The following is a 20517-nucleotide window of genomic DNA, read 5'->3' as shown; positions in this document are numbered from 1 at the left end:
TGATATGACCGACGACTTCTCGGCCGTCGTGGCGCGGGTTCTGCAGGTACCGGCGGAAGCGGTGCGCGCCGAGCCGGGCACGGGGCCCGCGATCATGTGGAACAGCCTGCGCCACCTCCAGCTCATCGGCGCGCTGGAGCAGGCTTTCGGGGTGCGGTTCACGCCGCGGGAGATGCGCCACGCGCGGACGGTGGCGGCTCTGCGGGAGATCGTCGACCGTCAGACCGCCACGCGGACTCCGTCCACCGGGGAGAGCGCTGATGGCCTCGGTCGTCAGTGACACGGACCTGGATCTGCTGCTGCTGATCCGGGCGTTCGAGGAGGCGCTGCTCGATCTGTTCGCGAGCGGTGAGGTGAGCGGAACCACGCACACCTGTCTCGGTCAGGAGTACGTTCCGGTAGCGCTGGAGCCGATGCTGCGCGACGACTTCGTGCTGGGCAACCACCGCAGCCACGGGCACTATCTCGCCCGATTCGGTGATCCGGCACCGCTGCTGGCCGAGATCCTGGGCCGGGCCGGTGCGCCGTGTGCCGGCGTGGGCGGCAGCCAGCACATCCTGCGGGACGGCTTCGTCACCACGGGGGTCCAGGGACAGGGCGTAGCTGTCGCGACCGGGATGGCGCTGCACTACCAGCGGACCGGGCAGCGGCGGATCGCGGCCGCCTACATCGGCGACGGCACCTGGGGCGAGGGCGTCGTGTACGAGGCGCTGAACATGGCTCAGCTGTGGCAACTGCCGCTGCTGGTGGTCGTCGAGAACAATGGCATCGCCCAGTCCACGCCGACGACCCGGCAGATGGCAGGCTCGGTCGCGTCACGGGCAGCCGCGTTCGGCGTCGAGTACACCGGACTCGCCACCACCGACATCGGCGACATCCGCCGCCGGCTCGGCCCGATGATCGACGAGATCAGGAGCGCTCCGCACCCGCTGGTCGTGGAGTTCGACACCGTCCGTCTGGGTCCGCACAGCAAGGGTGACGACACACGCGACGCGCACCAGTTGGCGCTGGCCCGCCAGCGCGACTGGCTCGGCGCGCTGCGCGCGGCGGATCCGGAACGCGTCGACGCGGCCCGGGCTCGGCAGCGCGCCCACGTGGCCAGGGTGGTGGAGGCCGTGCGTGAGCGCCCTCTTTCGGAGTGGAGGTCGCCGGATGCACCGGCCTGAACGGATCGCCGAAGTCCTCAACCGCGCGCTGGGCACCCTGTTGACCCGCCACGAAGACCTGTTCCTGCTGGGCGAGGACATCGAGGACCCGTACGGGGGAGCCTTCCGGGTCACCCGGGGCCTGTCCACGGTCCACCCGTCGCGGGTGCTCAACACCCCGATCAGCGAGGGCGGCATCGTCGGCGTCGCCAACGGGCTGGCACTGGCCGGCAACCGGGTGATCGTCGAGATCATGTTCGGCGACTTCGCCGCCCTCGCCTTCGATCAGCTGCTCAACTTCTCCTCCAAGTCGGTCGCCATGTACGGGCAGCGGGTGCCGATGCGCCTGGTGGTGCGCTGCCCGGTCGGCGGCCGGCGCGGCTACGGGCCGACCCACAGCCAGAGCCTGCAGAAGCACTTCATCGGGGTGCCTCACCTGTCGCTGTTCGAGCTGTCCGCCTATCACGACCCGGAGGCGGTATTCGCCCGGGCGCTGGCCAGGGACCAGCCGGCGATCGTGTTCGAGTCAAAGTCGTTGTACGGCTCCCGGCACCTCGGCCCGGGCCGGATCGACGAGGCGCTGCGATGCGAACTGCTCGCCGACGGGAACTGGGCACACATCGCCCCGCACGAGCGAACCGGCCCGGATCTGGTCGTCCTCGCCCCCGGCGGCACCGCGGACCTCGCGGTCGGGGTGGCCCGGACGATGGCGGCCGCCGACGAGGCGACCGTGCACGTCCTGGTTCCCGCGCAGATCTACCCGCTGAACTTCGATCCGGTCCTCCCGCTGCTGCGGGCCGCATACGCGATCTTCACCGCCGAGGAGAGCACGGCGGGTGGGCTCTGGGGGGCCGACGTCGCCGCCACGCTCCACCAGCGGTTGTGGGGCGACCTGCGTGGACCGGTGGTGTGCCTGCACTCCCGGGACAGCGTCATTCCCGCGGCGCCGCATCTGGAACAGACCGTGCTGCTGCAGGAGTCCGACATCCTGGCGGCGCTGCGCGGGCGTCGGCTTGAGTCGCGGAGGGCCACGATCGACGAGTCGCCAGCCGTGACGGCCGCGCCCACCATGACGGCCGCCGCGCCCACCGTGGCTGTCGCCGCGTCGGCCGTGGCTGTCGCCGCGCCCACCGTGACAGAGCCCGGTCGTCTGGTGGTGGTGCCGAAGCTCAACAACAACGACGAGAGCTACGTCCTGTTGGGGTGGCTGGTCGCCGACGGCGCCGAGGTGGCGGCGGGCGACGCCGTAGCCGAGGTCGAGACGTCCAAGGCGGTGGAGGAGCTGCCGGCTCCGTGCGCCGGTATCCTGTGCCACGAGGTCGCCACGGGCGCCGAGTGCCGGCCCGGCGGCCGGCTGGCCCACGTCGCCGCGTTCGAGCATGACCGGGGGTCCGGTGCCAACCCACCATCCACGGGCGCCGGCACGAGCGGCCCGCCGGGGCACGAGGGCCCGCGGGTGGTCTCGTTGGGGCGCGGCCAGCAACAGGTCGGCACCGTGGTATCCCGCGGTCGCCGGGAGATACCGGACGCGTTCGCGGTGTACCAGGCGTCGCTGGACGCCTTTCACGGCGTCGAGCAGGCCGTCAACGCGCTGGGCGGCCCTCCACTGGAACTGCTTGAGGTGGTCGTCAAGCTCGTCGGCGACCTGCGCGAGCGGTTCCCGAACTGCTTCGCCCAGTTGGGCCCCGGGCTCACCGAGCTTCACCTGGCCGACCAGGCGCACGTCGGCGTCACCCTGGACGCCGGACAGGGACTGTTCGTGCCGGTGGTACACGCAGTCGAGCATCGGACCCTCGACGAGATCGCCGACATCCTGGCCGACTACCGCCTGCGGGCGTTGCACGGCACGTTCGCCGAACACCAGTTGACCGAGGCGAACATCGTCGTCTCGTGGAACTTCGAGCCGGGCGTCATCCTGGTACAGCCGGTGATCCCGCCCGGGCTCGCGTGCGCCCTCGCGGTCGGTGGCGCGTTCGACGAGTGGATCGACGATGGTACGGGCCTGCCCCGCCGGGTACGGGCGGTGAACCTCGCACTCGCCCACGACCACCGGATCGTCAACGGCGCCGAGGCCGTCGGCTTCCTGGCAGCCCTGGCCGCGCTCCTGGCCGACAGACAGGCGCTGTCCGGGTTGCTGAAGGAGGGCTCCTTCCCCGACCCTGTCGAGCAGCCCATCCCGAACTGATCGTCGACCGACCGTCGCGTCGGGGCCGGCGCCGACGGCCGATCCCGGAGGCGTCGCTGACCCCGCGTCCGGCCGCCGGCGCCGGCTCCGACGATCAGGTCCTCAACTGGCCGCGCAGCATCTCGGTCACCCCGTCGAATGTCGGGTAGTCGAACAGCGCCGCGATGTTCAGCTCCACACCGAATTCGACTCTGATCCGCGTCATCAAGTCGATCGCGCTCAGCGAGTTCCCGCCGAGGTCGAAGAAGTCGTCGGTGGTGGCGACGTCCTCTACCCCGAGAGCCGAGATCCACAGCCGGCGCAGCCGCTCGGCGACACCGTCGCCGCCAGAGCCCGGGGACGTGCCCCCCGGCGTCGGTGAACCGTCCGGCGTTGCCGGCACCGCCGGGGCGGGTACCGCGGCGGGAATCGTGGGGGCCGCAGGCGGGACGGGCAACGGCACCGGCCGGTCGGCGGCGGCGGCGGCGGGCAACGGTACCGGCCGGCCCTGCCGGAACGGCCGGACGACAACCTGGCGGGGCGGCCGCGTGCGCAGCAGCTCCAGCATCAGCCGCACACCCACCTCGGGCGGGATCCCCGCGTCCTCGCCGACCGTGTCCCCGGCGGCCACGCGCGTCGCCTCCGGGGTGGACGCCCGCTGCGCCGTGCTGCCGGCCACCGTCTCGGCCTGCTTCAGATAGTCCCGCTGCGCCGTGCGCATCGTGAAGCCCTCGAACGCTGCCAGTACCCGGCCGTCCTCGTCCACCAGCGTGATATCGGCCAGGATCAGGCCGTCCGGCGCCGGCCTCCGGACGATGTGGCTGGCGAACGTGGCCGGCAGCCGCCCGTACACCACAACGGACTGATACATGAACGGAAGGAAGATGCCGTCGCGCTCCGGGTCCCGTGCCGAGGACACCGCGGTGTCCAACAGCGCCGGGTGCAGCGGATGGTCGTCGAGGTCCGCGCGGAACTGATCCGGCAGGGTCACCGACACCAGTTTCTCCGGCCCACCCGCGGGCAGGAAGCTCAGTTCGGTCGTGTTGTTCCAGCGCGGGCCGAACGTGAACAGGCGGCCCGGCGCGTTGAGCGGATCCGGCGCACGGCGATCGGACAGGCGTCCCCGGATAGCCTCCACATCGACAGTCGGCGCGGTACCCGGCTCCGCGCTCGCCGAGCCGGTCGCGTGCACCACGCCCGGGCCGCCCTCGGACGGCTCGGTACTCAACGTGAAGGTCCAACCGGACTCGGCCGGCTGGAACGCGATGGTCACCCGGCGCGGTCCGGTCACGACCAATGGCTGGCGAAGGACCACCTCCCGCAGGCGTACCACCGTGTCGGCCTCGCCGAGACACTCGGCGGCGAGCGCGGTCATGACCAGGTCCAGCTGACCGGTGCCCGGCAGTACCGCCGTACCGTCGATGCGGTGCTCGTCGAGGAACGGATGGTCGCAGGTCAGCACCGTGTGCCAGCGCGGGCCGTCGGCCGGGCGGGCTGCCGCGGACGGCCCGGCGGCGGCCATCCCGACCGTGCTCCAGGACGGCCACGCCAGACTCAGGGTCCGGCACTCGGCGAGCGTGCTGGTCGCCGCGAACCCGTCGAGGAAGGCGTTCGCCGCGGCGTAGTCGCCGCTGCCGACCAGGCCCCCGACCGCGGCCCGGCTGGAGAACGCGACGAAGAAGTCCAGCTGCGGGCGGCCGGCGAGCACCTCCGCCAGCACGAGCGTGCCCGCCACCTTCGGCCGCAGCACGGTTTGCACCGCGTCGCGGTCGCGCAGCAGGAGCATGCCGTCGCCGGGCACCCCGGCGAGATGGAAGACACCGTTGAGCGGACCCACCCGGGCGGTCACCGTGTCGACCACCCGCCGCACGGCCCTCGCGTCGGCGACGTCGGCGGCGAACAGATGCACCTGTGCGCCCAGCGCGGCCAGCTCGGCCAGGCCGGCCCGGATCCGGCCGTCGGGGTCGCCGCCGTCCGCCGGACCGTCCTGGTCGATCGCGCTGCGCCCGAGCAGGGCCAGGCGTGGCCGCAGGCCCGCGCGGGCGATGCCTTTGGCCAGTTCCAACCCCAGGCCTCCCAGGCCACCGGTGATCAGGTACACGCCGCCACGACGCAGCGGCGACGACCCCTGCGGGCCGGACGGGTACGGCCGCTCCGCGGAGACCCAGCGACGGTCGCGGCGCAGCGCGACCACGGGGTCGGCCGCCACCCGGCACAGCTCGGCGACGAGTTCGTCCTCGCTGACTCCCGGTCCGATGTCCACGAGCCGGCAGGACCGCTCCGGCAGTTCGAGAGCGAGCGTACGGACGATCCCGTGCAGCGTCATCTTGGCCGTGTCGAGCGGCTCGCCGCCCGACACGTCGACCGACCGGGTGGTCAGCACCAGTACCTCCGGCACCGTGCCGGTGTGCGCCCTGGCCCCCTGCTGCACCAGGTCGAGCAGGCTGTAGACGGTCAGTTCGAGCTGCTCGCCGATGCCCGCGCTATCCGTCTCCAGAAAGGGGCCCACCCCCCAGGCATGCACGAGACGCTGCGCCGGGCGGCCACGCTCGGCCATGGCACGCAGCACCCGGCGCATGTCCTCGGTCTCGCCCGCACGCACCGTGAACTCGGCCCCGCCGTCGCGGAACTGGTCGCCCAACCGCACCGGCGTGATGTGCATGCCCGCCTGCTGCAAGCAGAGCACCAGGTGCAGCGCCTCCTGCGGGTCCGGTGGCAGCAGCACGGCGGTCGGGACGGCCCCGGTGGGCGGTACCGGCGGCGCCGGCTGCTCGACCCATCCCAGGACGCTGAATGCATCGGTAGGCGACCAGGCGGCATCGGCGGCCGGGGGCGCCGAGCCGTCCGGCTCGGACGCCACCGACGACGCGGCGGCGGTGTCTCCGCTGCCGGCGCCCCCCGTCGCGGCCCGCGACGGCTCGTCCTCGATCCAGTAGCGGCGTCGCTGGTACTGGTACCCGGGAACGGGTACCCGGCGCAGCGGCCCGTCGGGGCGCAGCGCCGCCCAATTGACCCGATGCCCCTCCGCCCACAGAGCGCCGAGGGCGGTCAGGGCGCAGCGCAGGTCGGCTTCCGGCCCACCGCTCCGGCGCGGCAGGGTCGCCACGACGTCGTGCCCGCCCGCCTCCACTGCCGGGTGCCGGCGCAGCACCGAGGTGAGGGCCTGCCCCGGGCCCACCTCCAGCAGCAGCCAGTCCCGGCCGGCGGCCAGGGCGTCGAGTGCCGCGGCGAACATGACCGGCCGCTGGATCTGGTCGGCCCAGAACGACGGCTGGCCCGCCTCGTGCGCGGTGAGCGGCGCCGCGGTCGCCGCCGAGAACACCGGCACCGCCGGCTCCTTGGCCACCAGCCCGTCCAGCCCCGCCGCGAACTCCCGTACGGCCGGGGCCATCAGCGGCGAGTGGAACGCGTTGGCCGTGCGCAGCCGGACACCGGCCAGGCGCCGACCCGCCAGCGCCGCGCTCAGGTCGGTGATGGCCGGCTCCGGACCGGCGAGCACCGTCTGCTTCGGACCGTTGCACGCCGCCACGGTGACCTCAGGCGGCAGCTCGCCGATCTCGGCGAGCGACGCGTTGACCGCCAGCATCGCTCCCGGCGGTGCCGCCGCCATCGCCCGGCCCCGGGCGACGGCCATCGCCACGGCGTCCGGCAACGGAATGATCTCGGCGACCGCAGCCGCGACCAACTCTCCGAGGCTGTGGCCGAGCAGCGCGGACGCGGTGATGCCCCATGAGCGCCACATCTGCGCCAGCGCGTACTCCACGGCGAACAGCAGCGGCTGCGCCACCGCAGTGTCCAACAGGTCCGCGTCGGTGCCGTCCCGCCAGACTCGCCGGGCGGGCACTCCCGCAGCCTCGACCAGGCTGTGTACCCGGTCGAGTTCGGCGGTGAACACCGGATCCCGGCCGTACAGCCCGGCGGCCATGCCGGCGTGCTGCGATCCCTGGCCGGGGAACAGGAACGCGACCGGGCGCGGGCCGGCCGACCGGTCCGACCGGATGGCGGGTTCGGCACCGGTCAGAGCCCTGGCCGCCTCGGCCGCGGTCCCGGCCACCAACGCGGCCCGCACCGTGTGCCGGGTACGCCCCTCCTGCAGGGTGGCGACGGTCGCCGGGAAGTCGTCCGGGGATCGGGTCAGGTGCTCGGCCAACACGGCGCGGTACGCCTGCTCGGCGGCGGCGGACCGGCCTGACCACACGACCACACGAGGCCGCTGAGCGTGCGGCGCCGGTACCGGTGCCGGCGGCTCCTCCAGGATGGCGTGCACGTTAGTGCCGCCGAACCCCAGGGAATTGACGCCCGCGCGGCGCGGCTGGCCGGCGACGCGCGGCCACGACCTGGGCTCGGCGAGCAGTACGAACGGTGAGTCGTCCAGGGTCAGCCCGGGGTTGGGTCGGTCCAGGTTGATGGTGGGCGGCAGCAGGTCGTTGTCGAAGCACAGCGCCACCTTGATCAGCGATGACACACCCGCCGCATGCCCGAGGTGGCCGATGTTGCCCTTCACCGATCCCAGCCCACAGTAGCCGCTGGGCAGCGCCCGCCCGCCGGCCGCACGGCGGAACGCCTCGGTCAGCGCGGCGAACTCGATCGGGTCGCCCATTGCGGTACCGGTTCCGTGCGCCTCGACGTACCCGATGGACTCGGGGTCCACCCCCGCGACGGCGAGCGCTTCGGTCACCACTGCGGTCTGGCCGGAGACGCTCGGAGCGCTGAACCCCATCTTGTCCGCCCCGTCGTTGTTGACCGCGGTACCCCGCACGACGGCCCGGATGGTGTCACCGTCGCGGACCGCGTCGGCCAGCCGCTTCAGGGCCACCACGCCCACCCCGGTGGAGAAGACCGTCCCGCTGGCACCGGCGTCGAAGGGGCGACAGTGACCGTCGCGGCTCAGCGGCCCACCGCTGGTCCAGAAGTAGCCCTGGTTCCACGTCTCCACCTCGGTGCCGCCGATCAGCGCCATCTCGCACTCGCCGCTGTTGAGCGCCTGGGCGGCCAGGTGCAGGGTCAACAGCGAGCTGGAGCACGCGGTCAGCACGGTCATGCTCGGGCCGGTGAAGTTGAGCTTGTACGACGCCAGGGTCGCCACGTAGTCGGGGTAGTTGAATACGCCCGCGAGCAGGTCGCGTTGGCCCGCCGCCCGCGCGGCCCCGTGCATCTGGTCATCCATGTACAGGCTGTGCCCGGTCGCGGCGTAGACGCCGACGTCGCTGCAGGAGGTCGGGTCGTATCCCGCGTTCTCCACCGCCGCGTGCGCCGTCTCCAGGAAGATCCGCAACTGCGGATCGCAGATCGTCGCCTCCCGCGGAGTCATCTGAAAGAAGGGGGCGTCGAACATGTCGAGACCGTCGATATCGCCGTTGACCCGGACGTAGTTCGGATCCCGCAGGGCGTGCTCAGACACCCCGGCCGCGAGCAGTTGCTCGTCGGTGAGTGTCCGCAGTCCCTCACGTCCGTCCCGCAGCAGCTGCCAAAGCGCGGCGGTGTCGCCGGCGCCGGGGAACTTGCCGGCGAATCCGATGATGGCGAGGGGCTCAACAAGATCGGTCATGCGGGACCTGACTTTCTCCGGAGGCGTCGCCGGCCACGCGGCTGATCACCGTACCGGTCTCCAGTTCGTCAACAGCGACCACGCGGAACTCTGAGGTGTAGCGGTGGCCGGACGCGTCGGTCAGCCAGAGCTGATCGGGCGCCGGCAGCATCTCGGTGATGTCGATGGCGGCCTGCTCGCCGGGTGCGGCCCGCGCCGCGCGGCGCACCGCGCGGACGAAATTGCCCACCAGCAGCGGAGCCTCGAAGTCGACGTAGCACGGCTTGCGCTCCGCGGGCGTCTTGACGAAGACGTGCCGGGGCATGCCGGACGCGGCTGCCCACTCCCGCACCCGCTGGTACCCCCGGTCGCGGGCCGGGCCGGCGGGTACCGGCACCTCGTCGGCGGGCACGCTCCAGCTCTCCCGGCAGATCACCAGGTCGTCGAGCAGTACCCGCGGCAACCGGGGTGCGCACGCACGTGGCTGGAAGAGGTTGACCGTGATCGCGGTGAGGAACTCGCCGAAGAACTCCAGCACCGGTGCCGCCCAGCCGTCCCGGTCGGCCCGGCCGACCAGGACGCCGTCCACCTCGTGAATGCTCACCGCGGTGCTCGGCACGCTGCGGACGCCGTCCGCCCGGCCGTCGTCACCGTCGTAGGACCAGTACCGGTACCGGCCCGGAGGATCCAGCGACGGCGGTGGGTACGTCCGGGAGGTGGCGCCGGCCGCGTCCAGCGGGTACACGGGCACCACCCGGCCGCGGCCCATGTCCCGGCCGGTCGCGTCGACGAGCTCCCGTGGATCGTCGCACTGCGCGGTGAACAGTCGGCTCTCGGCCGTATTCAGCGCGACGTGCAGTTCACCGAGCACCCACCGGGTGCGTCCGTCGGGCGAGCGGGACAGCAGCAGGTCCGGGCTGTGCTGGCGGCTGGCCGCCCAGCGCAACGACGCCGGGCGCGGGAACAGCTTGTCAGCCATCGGCCGCAGCCGCGCCGCGGACAGCTGTACCAGCCGCCCGTCGGTGGCCGGGATCAGCTCCGCCCACCGCAGCTGGAAGTCGGTGCGGATCTCCTGAACACCCGGGCCGCCGGTGGCCAGGACCTCGCCGGCGGCGAACTGGAGGTCGGCGAGGCTCACCTCACCGCGCCGCGACCGCAGCCAGCGGTATGCCCGACGCAGTTCGGACTCGACCACGTCCGCGACCTCGCCGGTCAGCCAGCGGGCACTGTCGAGCAGCAGGCCGAGCGGAGCGGCGAGTTGCCCGACCAGATCGGGGCCGACCCGCACGTCGGTGTCGCGCCGGCAGTCCAGGTAGACCGGCGTGCGGCCGTACAGCGTGTGCCGGGGCGTGTCCGCGTCGGCGCAACCGGCGTCGGCGAAGCGTGCCGAGACGTCCCGCAGCGCCGAGCCCACCGCCGTCGGTCCTCCGGCCGCCGCCGCGGCGGCGCAGGCCGCGATCACTCGGTCGAGCCTGGCCAGCAGATCATCGCGCACGGCAGGGTTCGGCAGCCTCTCGATCTGCTCACGCAGCACCAGGTCCGGCCGGTGGTGGTGCGGCACCCGGAAGCCGATCCGCACGACGCCGCGCTCGCGCAGGCGAAGCAGCTCCCCCCGCAGCTGATCGGCGTCCTTGCCGGTGACGGCTGCGGCCTCGGCCAGGACCGCGCCGACGTGGCGGACCCCGTCCACCTGCGCGAGGATGCCCAGGGTCACCTCGTCGCAGGTGATCGCCGGCCTGCGCGGCTGCCGGAGTTGGTCACCGGCGACGCTGGTCGCCGCGTCGAGCCGGACGGTCAGCGTGTCGAACACCCCGGGCGTCCGCTCGAACACGCCGGCCAGCGCCGCCACCGCCCAGGTCTCCAGGTAGGCGGTGCGGCGCCGGATGCCACCGCCGCCGGACTGGTGCAGGCCGGCCTGCTCGTCGACGAGACGGGCCCAGGCGACCGGGCCGAAGAATCCGATGGATTCGTTCTTCGCGCAGTACCGCTGCGCGTACCGGGCCAGAACGCTCTCACGGTAGGCACGGTTGGCCAGCCGGGGCGCTCCGCCGCCGGCGAGCCGGTCGGCGTAGTGACCGAGCCAGGTGTCGGCGATGTTGGGGTTCTGCCAGGCCACCGCCTCGCGCAGCAGATCGTTGCGGACCAGAAGGTCGAACTGGCGTGCACAGCCGGCCCTGATCGCCTCGTTGCGCTCCGGTCCGGCCGGTTCGGCGAGCAGTGCCGGCATCGCCAGGTCGTCGAGGATCTCGAAGGGTAGGCCCGCACCGCGCAGCACCGCCACCCGCCACAGCGACCACCCCCGGTCCAGCGGGACCACGTCGTCACGCGCCATGCGCGGCCCCCGTCAGCGAGGTCAGGAAGCTGGTCATCTCCCTGAGCGTCGGGTGGTCGAACACAGTCTCGATGCCTACCTCCACGCCGAGTTCGTCACGGATGCGTCCGGCCAGCGCGACGGCCGCGAGGGAGTCCCCGTCAAGGTCGAAGAAGTCGTCGTCGGGCTCGATGTCCCGGCGCCCGAGGATGTCGCACCACAAGTCGCGCAGCCGGTCGCCGTCAAGGGCGTCGCCGGCCGGCACAGCCGGTCCCACCGGCACAGCGGGTTCCGCCGGCACAGCGGGTTCCGCCGACACGGACGGTCCGGCGTCGTCGTCCGGTCGGCCCGGCCCGGCGGGTGTGCCGGGGTGCGTCGCCGATACGGATCCGGCGCCGCCGGGCAGCACCGCCACCTGTCCCGGTGTTCGGGATTCGAGCAGTCGCAGCAGCAGCCGCACGCCTTCGTCGGGGCTCAGCACCGCCGGTGGCGCGGCACCCGCGGCGTCCGGCGCCGGTTCCCCGGTCGCGGACGCCAGATCCCGGCGCCGGATCCGGCGCATCGTGAAGCCGTCGATGACCGCCGCGGTGCGCCCGTCCGGGTCGAGAAGGCGCACGTCGACGACGATCGACTCCTCGCCGCGTTGGCGGATCCGAAGCTGGCTGTACAGGTGTGCGGGCAGCGGCCTGTACCAGGTCATGGCCTGGTACAGGAAGGGGATGAACACGCAATCCGCGCTGGCGCGGGCGGCGTTGCCGGTGCCGGTGTCCAGGATCGACGGGTGGGCGCGGTGGGTGTGCGCCTCGTCGTGGAACTGCGGCGGCAAGCTGATCTCCACCAGCCTCGTGTCGGCCGACTCCCAGCTCCGCACGATGTTGTGCCATCGCGGGCCGAACACGAACGATTCGTGTTCGGGCCGGCCCGGTGGGGTCTCGGCCAGGCCGTCGCGCAGCTTCTCGATCGGCTGCACCCGTTCGTCCGGCTCCGCGGGGTGGATCGCGCAGTGCGCGTGCTCCTGCCACCGGATGCCGCCGTCCTGCGGCCGGGACAGCACCCGCACCTGCCAGCCCTGATCGGACCGGGGGGCGAAGGACACCCGGACCACGCGGGGTTCGTCGCCGACCACCGGACGCAGGAAGGTGACCTCACGCAGGGTCAGCGGAGCCCGGGCCCGGGGGGCCGTACGCAGGTAGGCGTCGATGACCAGGTCCACGAGTGCCGCGCCGGGCAGGACGGCGACGCCGTCCATGCGGTGCTCGTCCATGGCCCAGGTGGTCGAGGCGGAAACGACGCGCTCGTCATGCAGCTCGCCGGCCGGAGAGGCGGACTCGCCCGCAGTGGTGGCGGCGAGAGCCGCGAGCCGGCCGGTCAGTTCGTCGAGCCGGCCGTCGGCGGCCATGCCCACCTGTGACCAGGCGGGCCAGTCGACGCTGAGCCAACCCGGTCGACCGGCCGCGAACGCGTCGAGGAAGGCGTTGGCCGCGGCGTAGTCCGCACCGCCGAACATGCCGGTCAGCGCGGCCCGGCTGGAGAAGCACACGACAAGGTCGACGGGCGGCCGGTGGGCGAGCGCGGCGGCGAGAGCGAGGGTGCCGGACACCTTCGGCCGCAGGACCTCCTCGGCCGCGGCGCGGTCGCGGACCCGCATCATGCCGCCCCCGGCCACGCCTGCCAGGTGGAACACTCCGTTGACCGGACCGAAGGCCTCGGTGACCTCGTCGAGGGCCTCCTCGAGCCGCTCGCGGTCGGCGACGTCGCAGGTGAGCACACGGACCCGAGCACCGGCACGCTCCAGCTCGTCCAGCTCCGCCCGCGCTCGCGCCGCCCGGTCGCCGCCACCCCGGTCGCCGCGGGTGAGCAGGGCCAGCCTGGGTGCCAGTCCGGTCCCCGCGAGGCCCCGGGCGACCGCGAGGGCCAGACCGCCCAAGCCGCCGGTGATCACGTACACCCCGTCGCGGCGCAGCGGGCTGCTCCGCGACGGGAGGGCGGCCGGCGTCTGGTGTGCCGGCGTCCACCGCCGGTTGCCGCGCAGGGCGACCACCACGTCGTCCGACTCCGACAGCAACTCGTCCAGCAGCGCGTCGCCGGGCCGGCCACCGCCGAGGTCGATCAGCCGCACACGGTGCCCCGGCGACTCCAGCGCCAGGGAGCGGACCTGCCCGAGCAGGGCCGCCCGCTCCGGGCGCACCGGCTCCGCACCGGAGACGTCGACGGATGCGCTGGTGACGACCAGGACCGCCGGTGGCGGACCGGCGGCGGCGCGGCGTCCGGCCCGCTGGACGAGGTCGAACAGCGCGAAGAAGGTCTCGCCGAGCGGGTCCGCGCCGTCCGCCCCGGTACCGCCGCCGTCGCCCACGGCCCACGCGTGTACCAGCAGCCGCGGCGCGAGGCGCTGGCGCTCGAGGTCGGCCAGTACCCGGTCGAGGTCCTCGGCGAGCCGGCTGGCCCGTACGACGAACCCGCCGTCGCGGGCCTCGAAGTCCGCGCCGGCACGCACGCCGATGACATGGTGACCGGCCCGATCGAAGACCGCGACCAGCCCGGCCGCCTCGGACCGGCCGGGCGGCAACAGGGCCAGGCAGGGCACGGAGTGGCCCGGGGGGACGGACGGGCCCGGGACCGCCGTGGTCTCGACCCACGCGGGCAGGACGAAGGGTCCACCGCTGGTTCCCCGTGGCGGAGGCGTGGCCGCATGAGGCGACGAGCCGGCGGCGGGAACGGTGATGTCACCGGGCATCGGGGCCACCCAGTACCGCTGCCGGCGCAGCGGATGACCGGGAACCGGTACCCGCTGCAGCGGCTCATCCTGGTACACCTGCTCCCAGGCGACCGGGCAGCCCATCGTCCACAGCGTGGCCAGGCCGCTCAGCATCGCGCTGCCGGCGTCGTCGCCCTCCGCGGTGCCTAGGCAGCACACCACGGCCGCGCCGCGCCCGACGTGGGCGGCCAGCGCGTGTGCCCATCCGGCGCCGGCGGCAGGGGGGCCGAGGTCCAGCACGACGGTGGCGTTGGCGACGGCGACGGCCACCTCCCGGCTCAGGTCTGCCGCGGGGTCCGCGGCCGGGCGACCGTCCCCGGTCCCCGCGTCGCCGGCGACCACGGCGGCCACCGCGTCGGGTAGCGCCATGGTGCCGGCCACCACCGCCGCGGCCAGCGCGCCGACGCCGCGTCCGGCCAGCGCGATGGGCTGGATGCCCCAACTGATCCACTGCACGGCGAGGGCGTACTCGATCGTGAACGACAGCGGGGCGGCCAGTGCCCCGGTCCCGCCCGGGTCGGTGTGCCCCGCACGCGGCCAGACCGCGCCGAGATCGAGTCCGTGCGCGGCGAAGGCGTCAAGACAGACGTCGACGGTCCCGGTGAACACCCGCTGAGTCGGGTACAGGGCCGCCGCCGCACCGGCGTGCCGTCCGGCCTCGCCGGGCAGCGCGAACGCGACAGACGGCGGCGCCTCGGGATCCACGTCCACCGGGTCGCCGACCGGTTCGCCGGCCAGCAGGGCGGCCGCCTGCCGCGGCGAGCGGCAGACCAGCGCCCCGCGCACCGGAAGCGGCGTACGTCCCCGTTGAAGGGTCGCCACCGCGTCCGCGAACGTGTCCTCGTCGCAGGCCCCGAAGTAGCCGGCCAGCCGGGCGCGGGCGGCGCGCTCGGCGTCCCGGTCGCGGCCGGACCACACGACGACGCGCGGCCGGTCCAGGTGCGGCGTGTGTGGTGCGGGCGGTGCCTCTTCCAGTACCAGGTGCACGTTGGTACCGCCGACGCCCAGTGAGCTCAGGCCGGCTCTCCGTGGCCGGCCGCGCTGGCGGGGCCACAGGCACGCCGTGTCGTTCACGGCGAAGGGGGTGCGATCGAGTTCCAGGCGTGGGTTGAGCGAGCCCAGGTTGGCCGTCGCGGGGATCTGTTCGTGCTCCAGCGCCAGCACCAGCTTGAGTAGGCCGGCCATTCCGGCGGCGGCCACGGTGTGGCCGATGTTGGACTTGACCGAGCCGACCAGGATCGATTCGGGCGCGGGAGCTGGCCCGGCCAGCCGCCGGTACGCGGCGGCCAGCGCGGCGACTTCGATCGGATCACCCAGCGGTGTCCCGGTCGCGTGCATCTCCACGAACTGGATGCCCTCCGGCTCCACCCCGGCGAGGTCCATCGCGTCGACGATCGCGTTGGTCTGGCCCGACACGCTGGGGGCGCTGAAACTGACCTTGTCCGATCCGTCGTTGTTGATGCCGATGCCGCGGATGACCGCCCGAATCTGGTCGCCCTCGACGATCGCGTCGCTGAGCCGCTTGAGCAGCACGGCCGCCGCGCCGCTGGTGAAGATCGTGCCCGAGGCGGTGGCGTCGAACGGCCGGCACCGGCCGTCGGCGGACCGGACGTCGCCCGGGCTCCACCGGTAGCCCACGCCGTACGGGATCTGCACGTTGCAGCCCCCGGCGACGGCGGCGTCACACTCGCCCAGTTGCAGCGACTGGCAGGCCAGGTGGACCGCGGACAGGGAACTGGAGCACGCGGTAAGCACCGACATGCTGGGCCCGCGGAAGTCGAACTTGTACGACACCAGCGTCGCGAGATAGTCGACGGTGTTGAGCACCGACATGCCCATGTCGAGCGCGCCCGCGTACTTCGGGTTGGCCAGCAGGTTGACGTCGAGGTACCTGGTCGGGCCCGACGCGGCGAAAACGGCGACGTCCCGGCCGAGCGTCTCGGGAGAGTACCCCGCGTCCTGCACGACCTCGTAGGTCATCTCCAGCATGATGCGCAGCTGCGGATCGCAGATTTCGGCTTCCCGCGGGCTCATCCGGAAGTACCCGGCGTCGAACTCGTCGACTCCCGGCATCAGGCCGGCCGCCTTGACGTACGCCGGGTCGGCCAGCCGGGCCACCGGCACGCCGGCCGCGACGAGGTCGTCGTCGGCCAGCGTGGTGATGCAGTCGCGCGTGTCGCGCAGGTTGGCCCAGAACTGGTCGGCGTTGCGGGCGCCCGGCATCCGCGCCGCGATACCGACGACCGCGATCGGCTCGAACAGGTCGGTCACGATCCCTCACCTCCGCCGCGGCCACGCCGCAGGTGCCGGCGCTGCTGGCCGATCCACTGAACGCGGTTGCCGGTGGTTCGGGTCGAACCCGAAGTCCACGCCGGCCGCCCGCCATCGCCCAGCAGCTGCCGGAGGGCGACGAGGTTCGGGTGGGCGAACAGTTCGGTGACCGGGAAGGCATCGTCCAGGCCCCCGGTCACCTGCTGGTACACGGTCACCAACGCCAGCGAGTCCAGCCCGGCCTCGAAGAAGTTCTCGTCCGGCCGCAGCGGCCGCCCGAGAATCTCGGCGACCGCGTCGGCGAACCGGTCCAGAACGCGTGGTGGCGGCACATCGGCGGTCACGGCGGAGGCGTCCGGCGTAACGGGGGTACCGGCGGCCCCGGGGTCAGCCGGCCGGCGATGGCGCCGGCGACCTGATCCGCCGCCTGGTCGAGCAGCCAGTGACCGGTGGTCAGTTCACACAGGTCGAGCGGCTGCCGGCTGTGCCGGCGCCAGCCCAGTACCGAGCCCCTGCTGAGGTGCTGGTCGTCCCGCCCGTACAGCACGGTGATCGCGGTGGCCAGCGGCTGCGCGGGCCGGTGCCGGTAGCCGGCGTAGAGCGTGAAATCCGCCCGCAGTGGCGGTTCGAACACCGCGCGCAGCTCGTCGTGCCGGGCCAGTTGTGGCGGTATGCCGCCCTCCTCCAGCACCAGGTTCCAGAACGCCGGGTCGGGCACCAGGTGCATCCGCCGCGGGATCAGGGCCACGTCGGGCGCGGCGAACGAGCCGACGAACAGCCGCTGCGGCGTGTGATGGCCGGCGACGAGGTAGGCCAGCAACGCGCCGCCGCAGTAGCCGAACAGCGCGTGAGGCAGGTCGTCGTGGTCCCGGATCGCCTCGGCCAGTTCGACGGACAGCGGACCGATGTCGGTACGGGCCGGCTCCGCCTGGCGTGTGTGGCGCCCGGGCAGGTTGACCACCCACGGTTCGATTTCCGGTGGCAGCAGGTCCCGCAGGGCGGCCGCAGCGGCCGGCCCCGCCCCGGCGTGGGGGAAGACGAACAGGCGTACCCGCGCCGTCGCCCGCCGGTCGACGGGGACGAACCACTCCCCCTGCTCACCGCCGCGCATCGTCGCCTCCACGGGCGGCCAGGAACGTGGCCAGTCCCCGCGCGGTCGGGTGGTCGAAGATGGCGCGTACGCTCACCACCCGCCCAGACAGCTGCGATACCCGGCCGACCAGCCGCTCGGCCAGCAGGGAGTGGCCGCCCTGGAGGAAGAAGTTGTCGTCCGCGTCCAGGTCCGGGCGGGCGAGCGCCTCCCGCCACAGCCGCACCAGCCGCCGGGTGAGGTCGAGGTCGCCGGCCGGCTCGGCGGCGGGGGCCGGTCGCGCGGCGCCCCGGCCCGCCGGGACCATCGCGCCGAGGGCGTGGTAGTCGAGCTTGCCGTTGGCGGTGGTGGGGAACTCGGCGACGATGTCGATGCCGGACGGCAGGCCGTAGTCCGGCAACCGCTGCCGCAGGTACTGCCAGAGCCGGTCCGGCAGGTCCGACACCGGGGCTCCGGGCGCCGCGCGGACGAAAACCCGCAGCGCCGGCTCACCATGCCCGTCGCCGCTGACCAGGGCGGCCGCGTCGGTCACCTGCTCGTGCTCGCGCAGCACGGATTCGACCTCACCGAGTTCGATACGGTGGCCCCGCAGCTTGACCTGCCGGTCGGTGCGCCCGAGCACCTCCAGTACGCCGTCGTGACGCCACCGGGCCACGTCACCGGTGCGGTAGAACCGTCCGCGCACCGGGTCGGTACCGAACCGCTCTGCGGTCAGGCCGGGCCGTCGCAGGTACCCGAGACTGACCCCGGTGCCGGCGATGCACAGCTCCCCTGGCACGCCGCACGGCAGCTCCTCGCCGTACGCGTCCGCCACGAAGACGGACGTGTTGGCCACCGGCGTTCCCACCGGTACCGGATCGACGGGTTCGCCGGTCACCTCGGCGACCGTGGACCAGATCGTGGTCTCCGTCGGGCCGTACGCGTTGAACAACCGGCAGCCGGTACGCAGCAACGCCGCGGCGAGGTCGGCGGCCAGCGGCTCGCCCCCGCACAGCACGATGCGACCGCGCAGCGCCCCGCCCAGCTCCGGCAGCACGGCGCGCCAGAGTGTCGGGGTACCCTGCACGACCGCGACGTCGTGCTTGTCGATCAGCTCGGCCAGTTCCCGACCCCGGGCCGGGCCGGTCGGGTCCGCGATGACCACCCGGCCGCCCGACGCCAGCGGCAGGAACAGTTCGAGTGCGGAGATGTCGAAGGTGACGGTGGTCGACCACAGCACCGCGCTGCGAGCCGTCGTGGCCAGCCGCCGCGCGAACCCGGTCACGACGTTGGCGAGGTTGGTGTGGCTGACCGCGACACCCTTCGGCCGGCCGGTCGATCCGGAGGTGTAGATGACGTACGCCGGGGCGTCACCCGACGGCGGTTCGGCGACCGGTGACGCGGCGCCGGTCGGGCTCGCGAAGTCCGCCCAGGTCAGGACCGTCCGCCCCGCCGCCCAGGCGGGATCGGCTCCGGGTACCACGATGACCCGGGCGTCGGCGTCATCGACCTGGAAGGCCAGTCGGACGGCGGGTTGGGCGGGATCCAGTGGCAGGTAGCTCGCCCCGGCACCCCAGATGCCGAGGATCGCGGCGACCATCCCGGGCGTCCGCCCGAGCGCCAGTCCGACGATGTCGCCGGGGCGCACCCCGGCGGCACGCAGCCGCTGGGTGAACCCCTCGGCCGCCGACACCAGCTCGGCGTAGCTGCGCTGGCCCGACTCGGCGACGACCGCGACCGCGTCCGGGTCCTCGCGGGCCACGCGGTGAACGTGGTCGAACACGGTGCCCGCCGGGCCGTCGGGTACCGCCGTGTCGTTGGCACGCTCGAGGACGGCCCGCTCGGCCGCGCAGCGCGCGTCCAGCGTGCCGACCGGCCGATCGACGTCGCCGGCCGCCGCGATCACCAGCCGCTCCAACCGCGCCAGCATCGCGCGCACGTCCGCCTCGTCGTGGATCTCCGTGCTGTAGTTGGCTAGCAGGGCGGGCGCGCTCGACCCGCCGATCACGGTGAGTTCGATGTCCAGCCGGCTGTCGCCGCGCGGGATGTCGAGGAACGTGGGCCGCTCGCCGCCGACCCGCACATCGGACTCGTCCCACGGCCGGTAGTTGTACAGGTGCCGAAACAGGGGGGCCCGCCAATCGGCCGACCGGTGCCCGAGTTCCACGAGGATGGCTTCCACGGAGGCGCCCGAGTGCGCGATCCCGGCCAGGAACGCGTCGCGTACCTGGCGGGTCAACTGGCGGAAGCCCGAATCCCGGTCGAGTCGCACGCGCAGCGGAAGCGTGCTGACACCGAAGCCCACCGTGGCGTCGCCCGGGTCACGCCGCACCGTCACCGGTACCCCGACCACCATGTCCGGACCCGCGCCGTGGCGGAGCAGCAGCAGGTAGAAAGCGCTGAGGAGCACCAGGTTCTCGGTGACCCGCAGGTCGCGGCGCAGCGTCCGCAGCGCCGCGACCGCATCCGGCGACATCGTGGTCATCACGGTGGAGCCGGCGAAGGTCGGGCGGGCCGGACCCGGCCTCGCCCAGGGCAGCTCCATCGCCCGAGGCGTGGCGCCGCACAGATGCTCCACCCAGAACTGGAGGTCGCCGGCCGGCGCGGCCGGCTCCTCCCGCAGCGGCAGCGCCGCGGACAGTTCCGCCGGCACCCGCCCGTCGGCAGCGAACCCGTCGTACGCCGCGGCCAACTCTCTGACCAGGATCATCAACGACACCGCGTCGCTGACGATGTGGTGGGTCGTCAGCACGACGGCGCTGCCACCGGTGTCGATGGTCAACGCCGTCACCCGCACCGGCAGATCGGAGGCGAGGTCGAAGGGGCGCCGCGCGAGCTCCTCCACCCGGGCGGGAAGGTCGGCCTCGGCGACCGGCAGGACGTCGACCTGCACCTGCGTGTCGGTCGCCGCACTGACGTGCCGCACCGGGACCCCGGCCTCCTGCGGGAACCGGGTACGCAGGCCGGGATGCCGGTACAGCAGGTGGTTGGCGGCGGCATGCAGCGGCCACCAGCGCAGAGCCCGGCCGGTCCGGAACGCGATCGTCAGGTTGGACACCGCCGAGTCCGGAGCCAGCTGCGACAGGATCCAGAACGCGTACTCGCGGCGGCCGAGCGGGCGGACCGGAGCCTCCGCGGCGAGAAGACTCCAGCGGGCATCCGCCATCAGCCACACCCCCGCGACGCCCGACCAGAATCAGCTCGTGTGATCCATCGTCACACACCCCACGTGCCGCCCCGCCGCCCCTTTTTTAGGGACTCGCCCGCCTCCA

At 73.3% G+C, this 20517-nt stretch carries 9 protein-coding genes; 3 read left to right on the top strand and 6 right to left on the bottom strand.

Annotated elements, in window-relative coordinates; all coding sequences use genetic code 11:
• Window positions 1-4 precede the first annotated feature (4 nt).
• The 3 genes from Raf01_RS38675 to Raf01_RS38665 are packed head-to-tail and all read left to right on the top strand — an operon-like array spanning window position 5 to window position 3330.
• Window positions 5-280, top strand: a complete 276-nt coding sequence (locus Raf01_RS38675) for an acyl carrier protein (RefSeq protein ID WP_203923075.1) — start codon at window positions 5-7, stop codon at window positions 278-280.
• Window positions 261-1166, top strand: a complete 906-nt coding sequence (locus Raf01_RS38670; RefSeq protein ID WP_203923074.1) for a thiamine pyrophosphate-dependent dehydrogenase E1 component subunit alpha — start codon at window positions 261-263, stop codon at window positions 1164-1166. The genes Raf01_RS38675 and Raf01_RS38670 overlap by 20 nt, the downstream gene beginning before the upstream one ends.
• Complete coding sequence (locus Raf01_RS38665; RefSeq protein WP_203923073.1) at window positions 1153-3330, top strand: 2-oxo acid dehydrogenase subunit E2; 2178 nt, start codon at window positions 1153-1155, stop codon at window positions 3328-3330. The genes Raf01_RS38670 and Raf01_RS38665 overlap by 14 nt, the downstream gene beginning before the upstream one ends.
• Window positions 3331-3424: 94 nt before the next feature.
• On the opposite strand, the gene Raf01_RS38660 is transcribed toward Raf01_RS38665, so the two are convergent.
• From Raf01_RS38660 to Raf01_RS38635, 6 genes are read right to left on the bottom strand one after another with little or no spacing between them, the layout of a single operon-like run.
• A complete protein-coding gene (locus Raf01_RS38660) occupies window positions 3425-8857 on the bottom strand; it encodes a type I polyketide synthase (protein WP_203923072.1) in 5433 nt (1810 codons plus the stop codon).
• Window positions 8841-11168, bottom strand: coding sequence for a lantibiotic dehydratase (locus Raf01_RS38655; protein ID WP_203923071.1), 2328 nt, complete (start codon window positions 11166-11168; stop codon window positions 8841-8843). The genes Raf01_RS38660 and Raf01_RS38655 overlap by 17 nt, the downstream gene beginning before the upstream one ends.
• The gene (locus Raf01_RS38650) at window positions 11158-16176 is read right to left on the bottom strand and encodes an SDR family NAD(P)-dependent oxidoreductase (RefSeq protein WP_203923070.1); all 5019 of its coding nucleotides are present in this window, start codon (window positions 16174-16176) and stop codon (window positions 11158-11160) included. Before Raf01_RS38650 ends, Raf01_RS38655 begins: the two co-directional genes overlap by 11 nt.
• Window positions 16173-16520, bottom strand: a complete 348-nt coding sequence (locus tag Raf01_RS38645; RefSeq protein WP_203923069.1) for an acyl carrier protein — start codon at window positions 16518-16520, stop codon at window positions 16173-16175. Before Raf01_RS38645 ends, Raf01_RS38650 begins: the two co-directional genes overlap by 4 nt.
• The gene (locus Raf01_RS38640) at window positions 16517-17287 is read right to left on the bottom strand and encodes a thioesterase II family protein (RefSeq protein ID WP_203923068.1); all 771 of its coding nucleotides are present in this window, start codon (window positions 17285-17287) and stop codon (window positions 16517-16519) included. The genes Raf01_RS38645 and Raf01_RS38640 overlap by 4 nt, the downstream gene beginning before the upstream one ends.
• On the bottom strand, window positions 17274-20411 hold the full coding sequence (locus Raf01_RS38635) for a non-ribosomal peptide synthetase (RefSeq protein WP_203923067.1): 3138 nt from the start codon (window positions 20409-20411) through the stop codon (window positions 17274-17276). Before Raf01_RS38635 ends, Raf01_RS38640 begins: the two co-directional genes overlap by 14 nt.
• Window positions 20412-20517 lie beyond the last annotated feature (106 nt).

Origin of the sequence: Rugosimonospora africana (genome assembly GCF_016862975.1) — a bacterium.
Taxonomy (GTDB): Bacteria; Actinomycetota; Actinomycetes; order Mycobacteriales; family Micromonosporaceae; genus Rugosimonospora; species Rugosimonospora africana.
The sequence above is the reverse complement of the archived record's forward strand: the minus strand, read 5'-3'. Positions and strand labels throughout refer to the sequence as shown.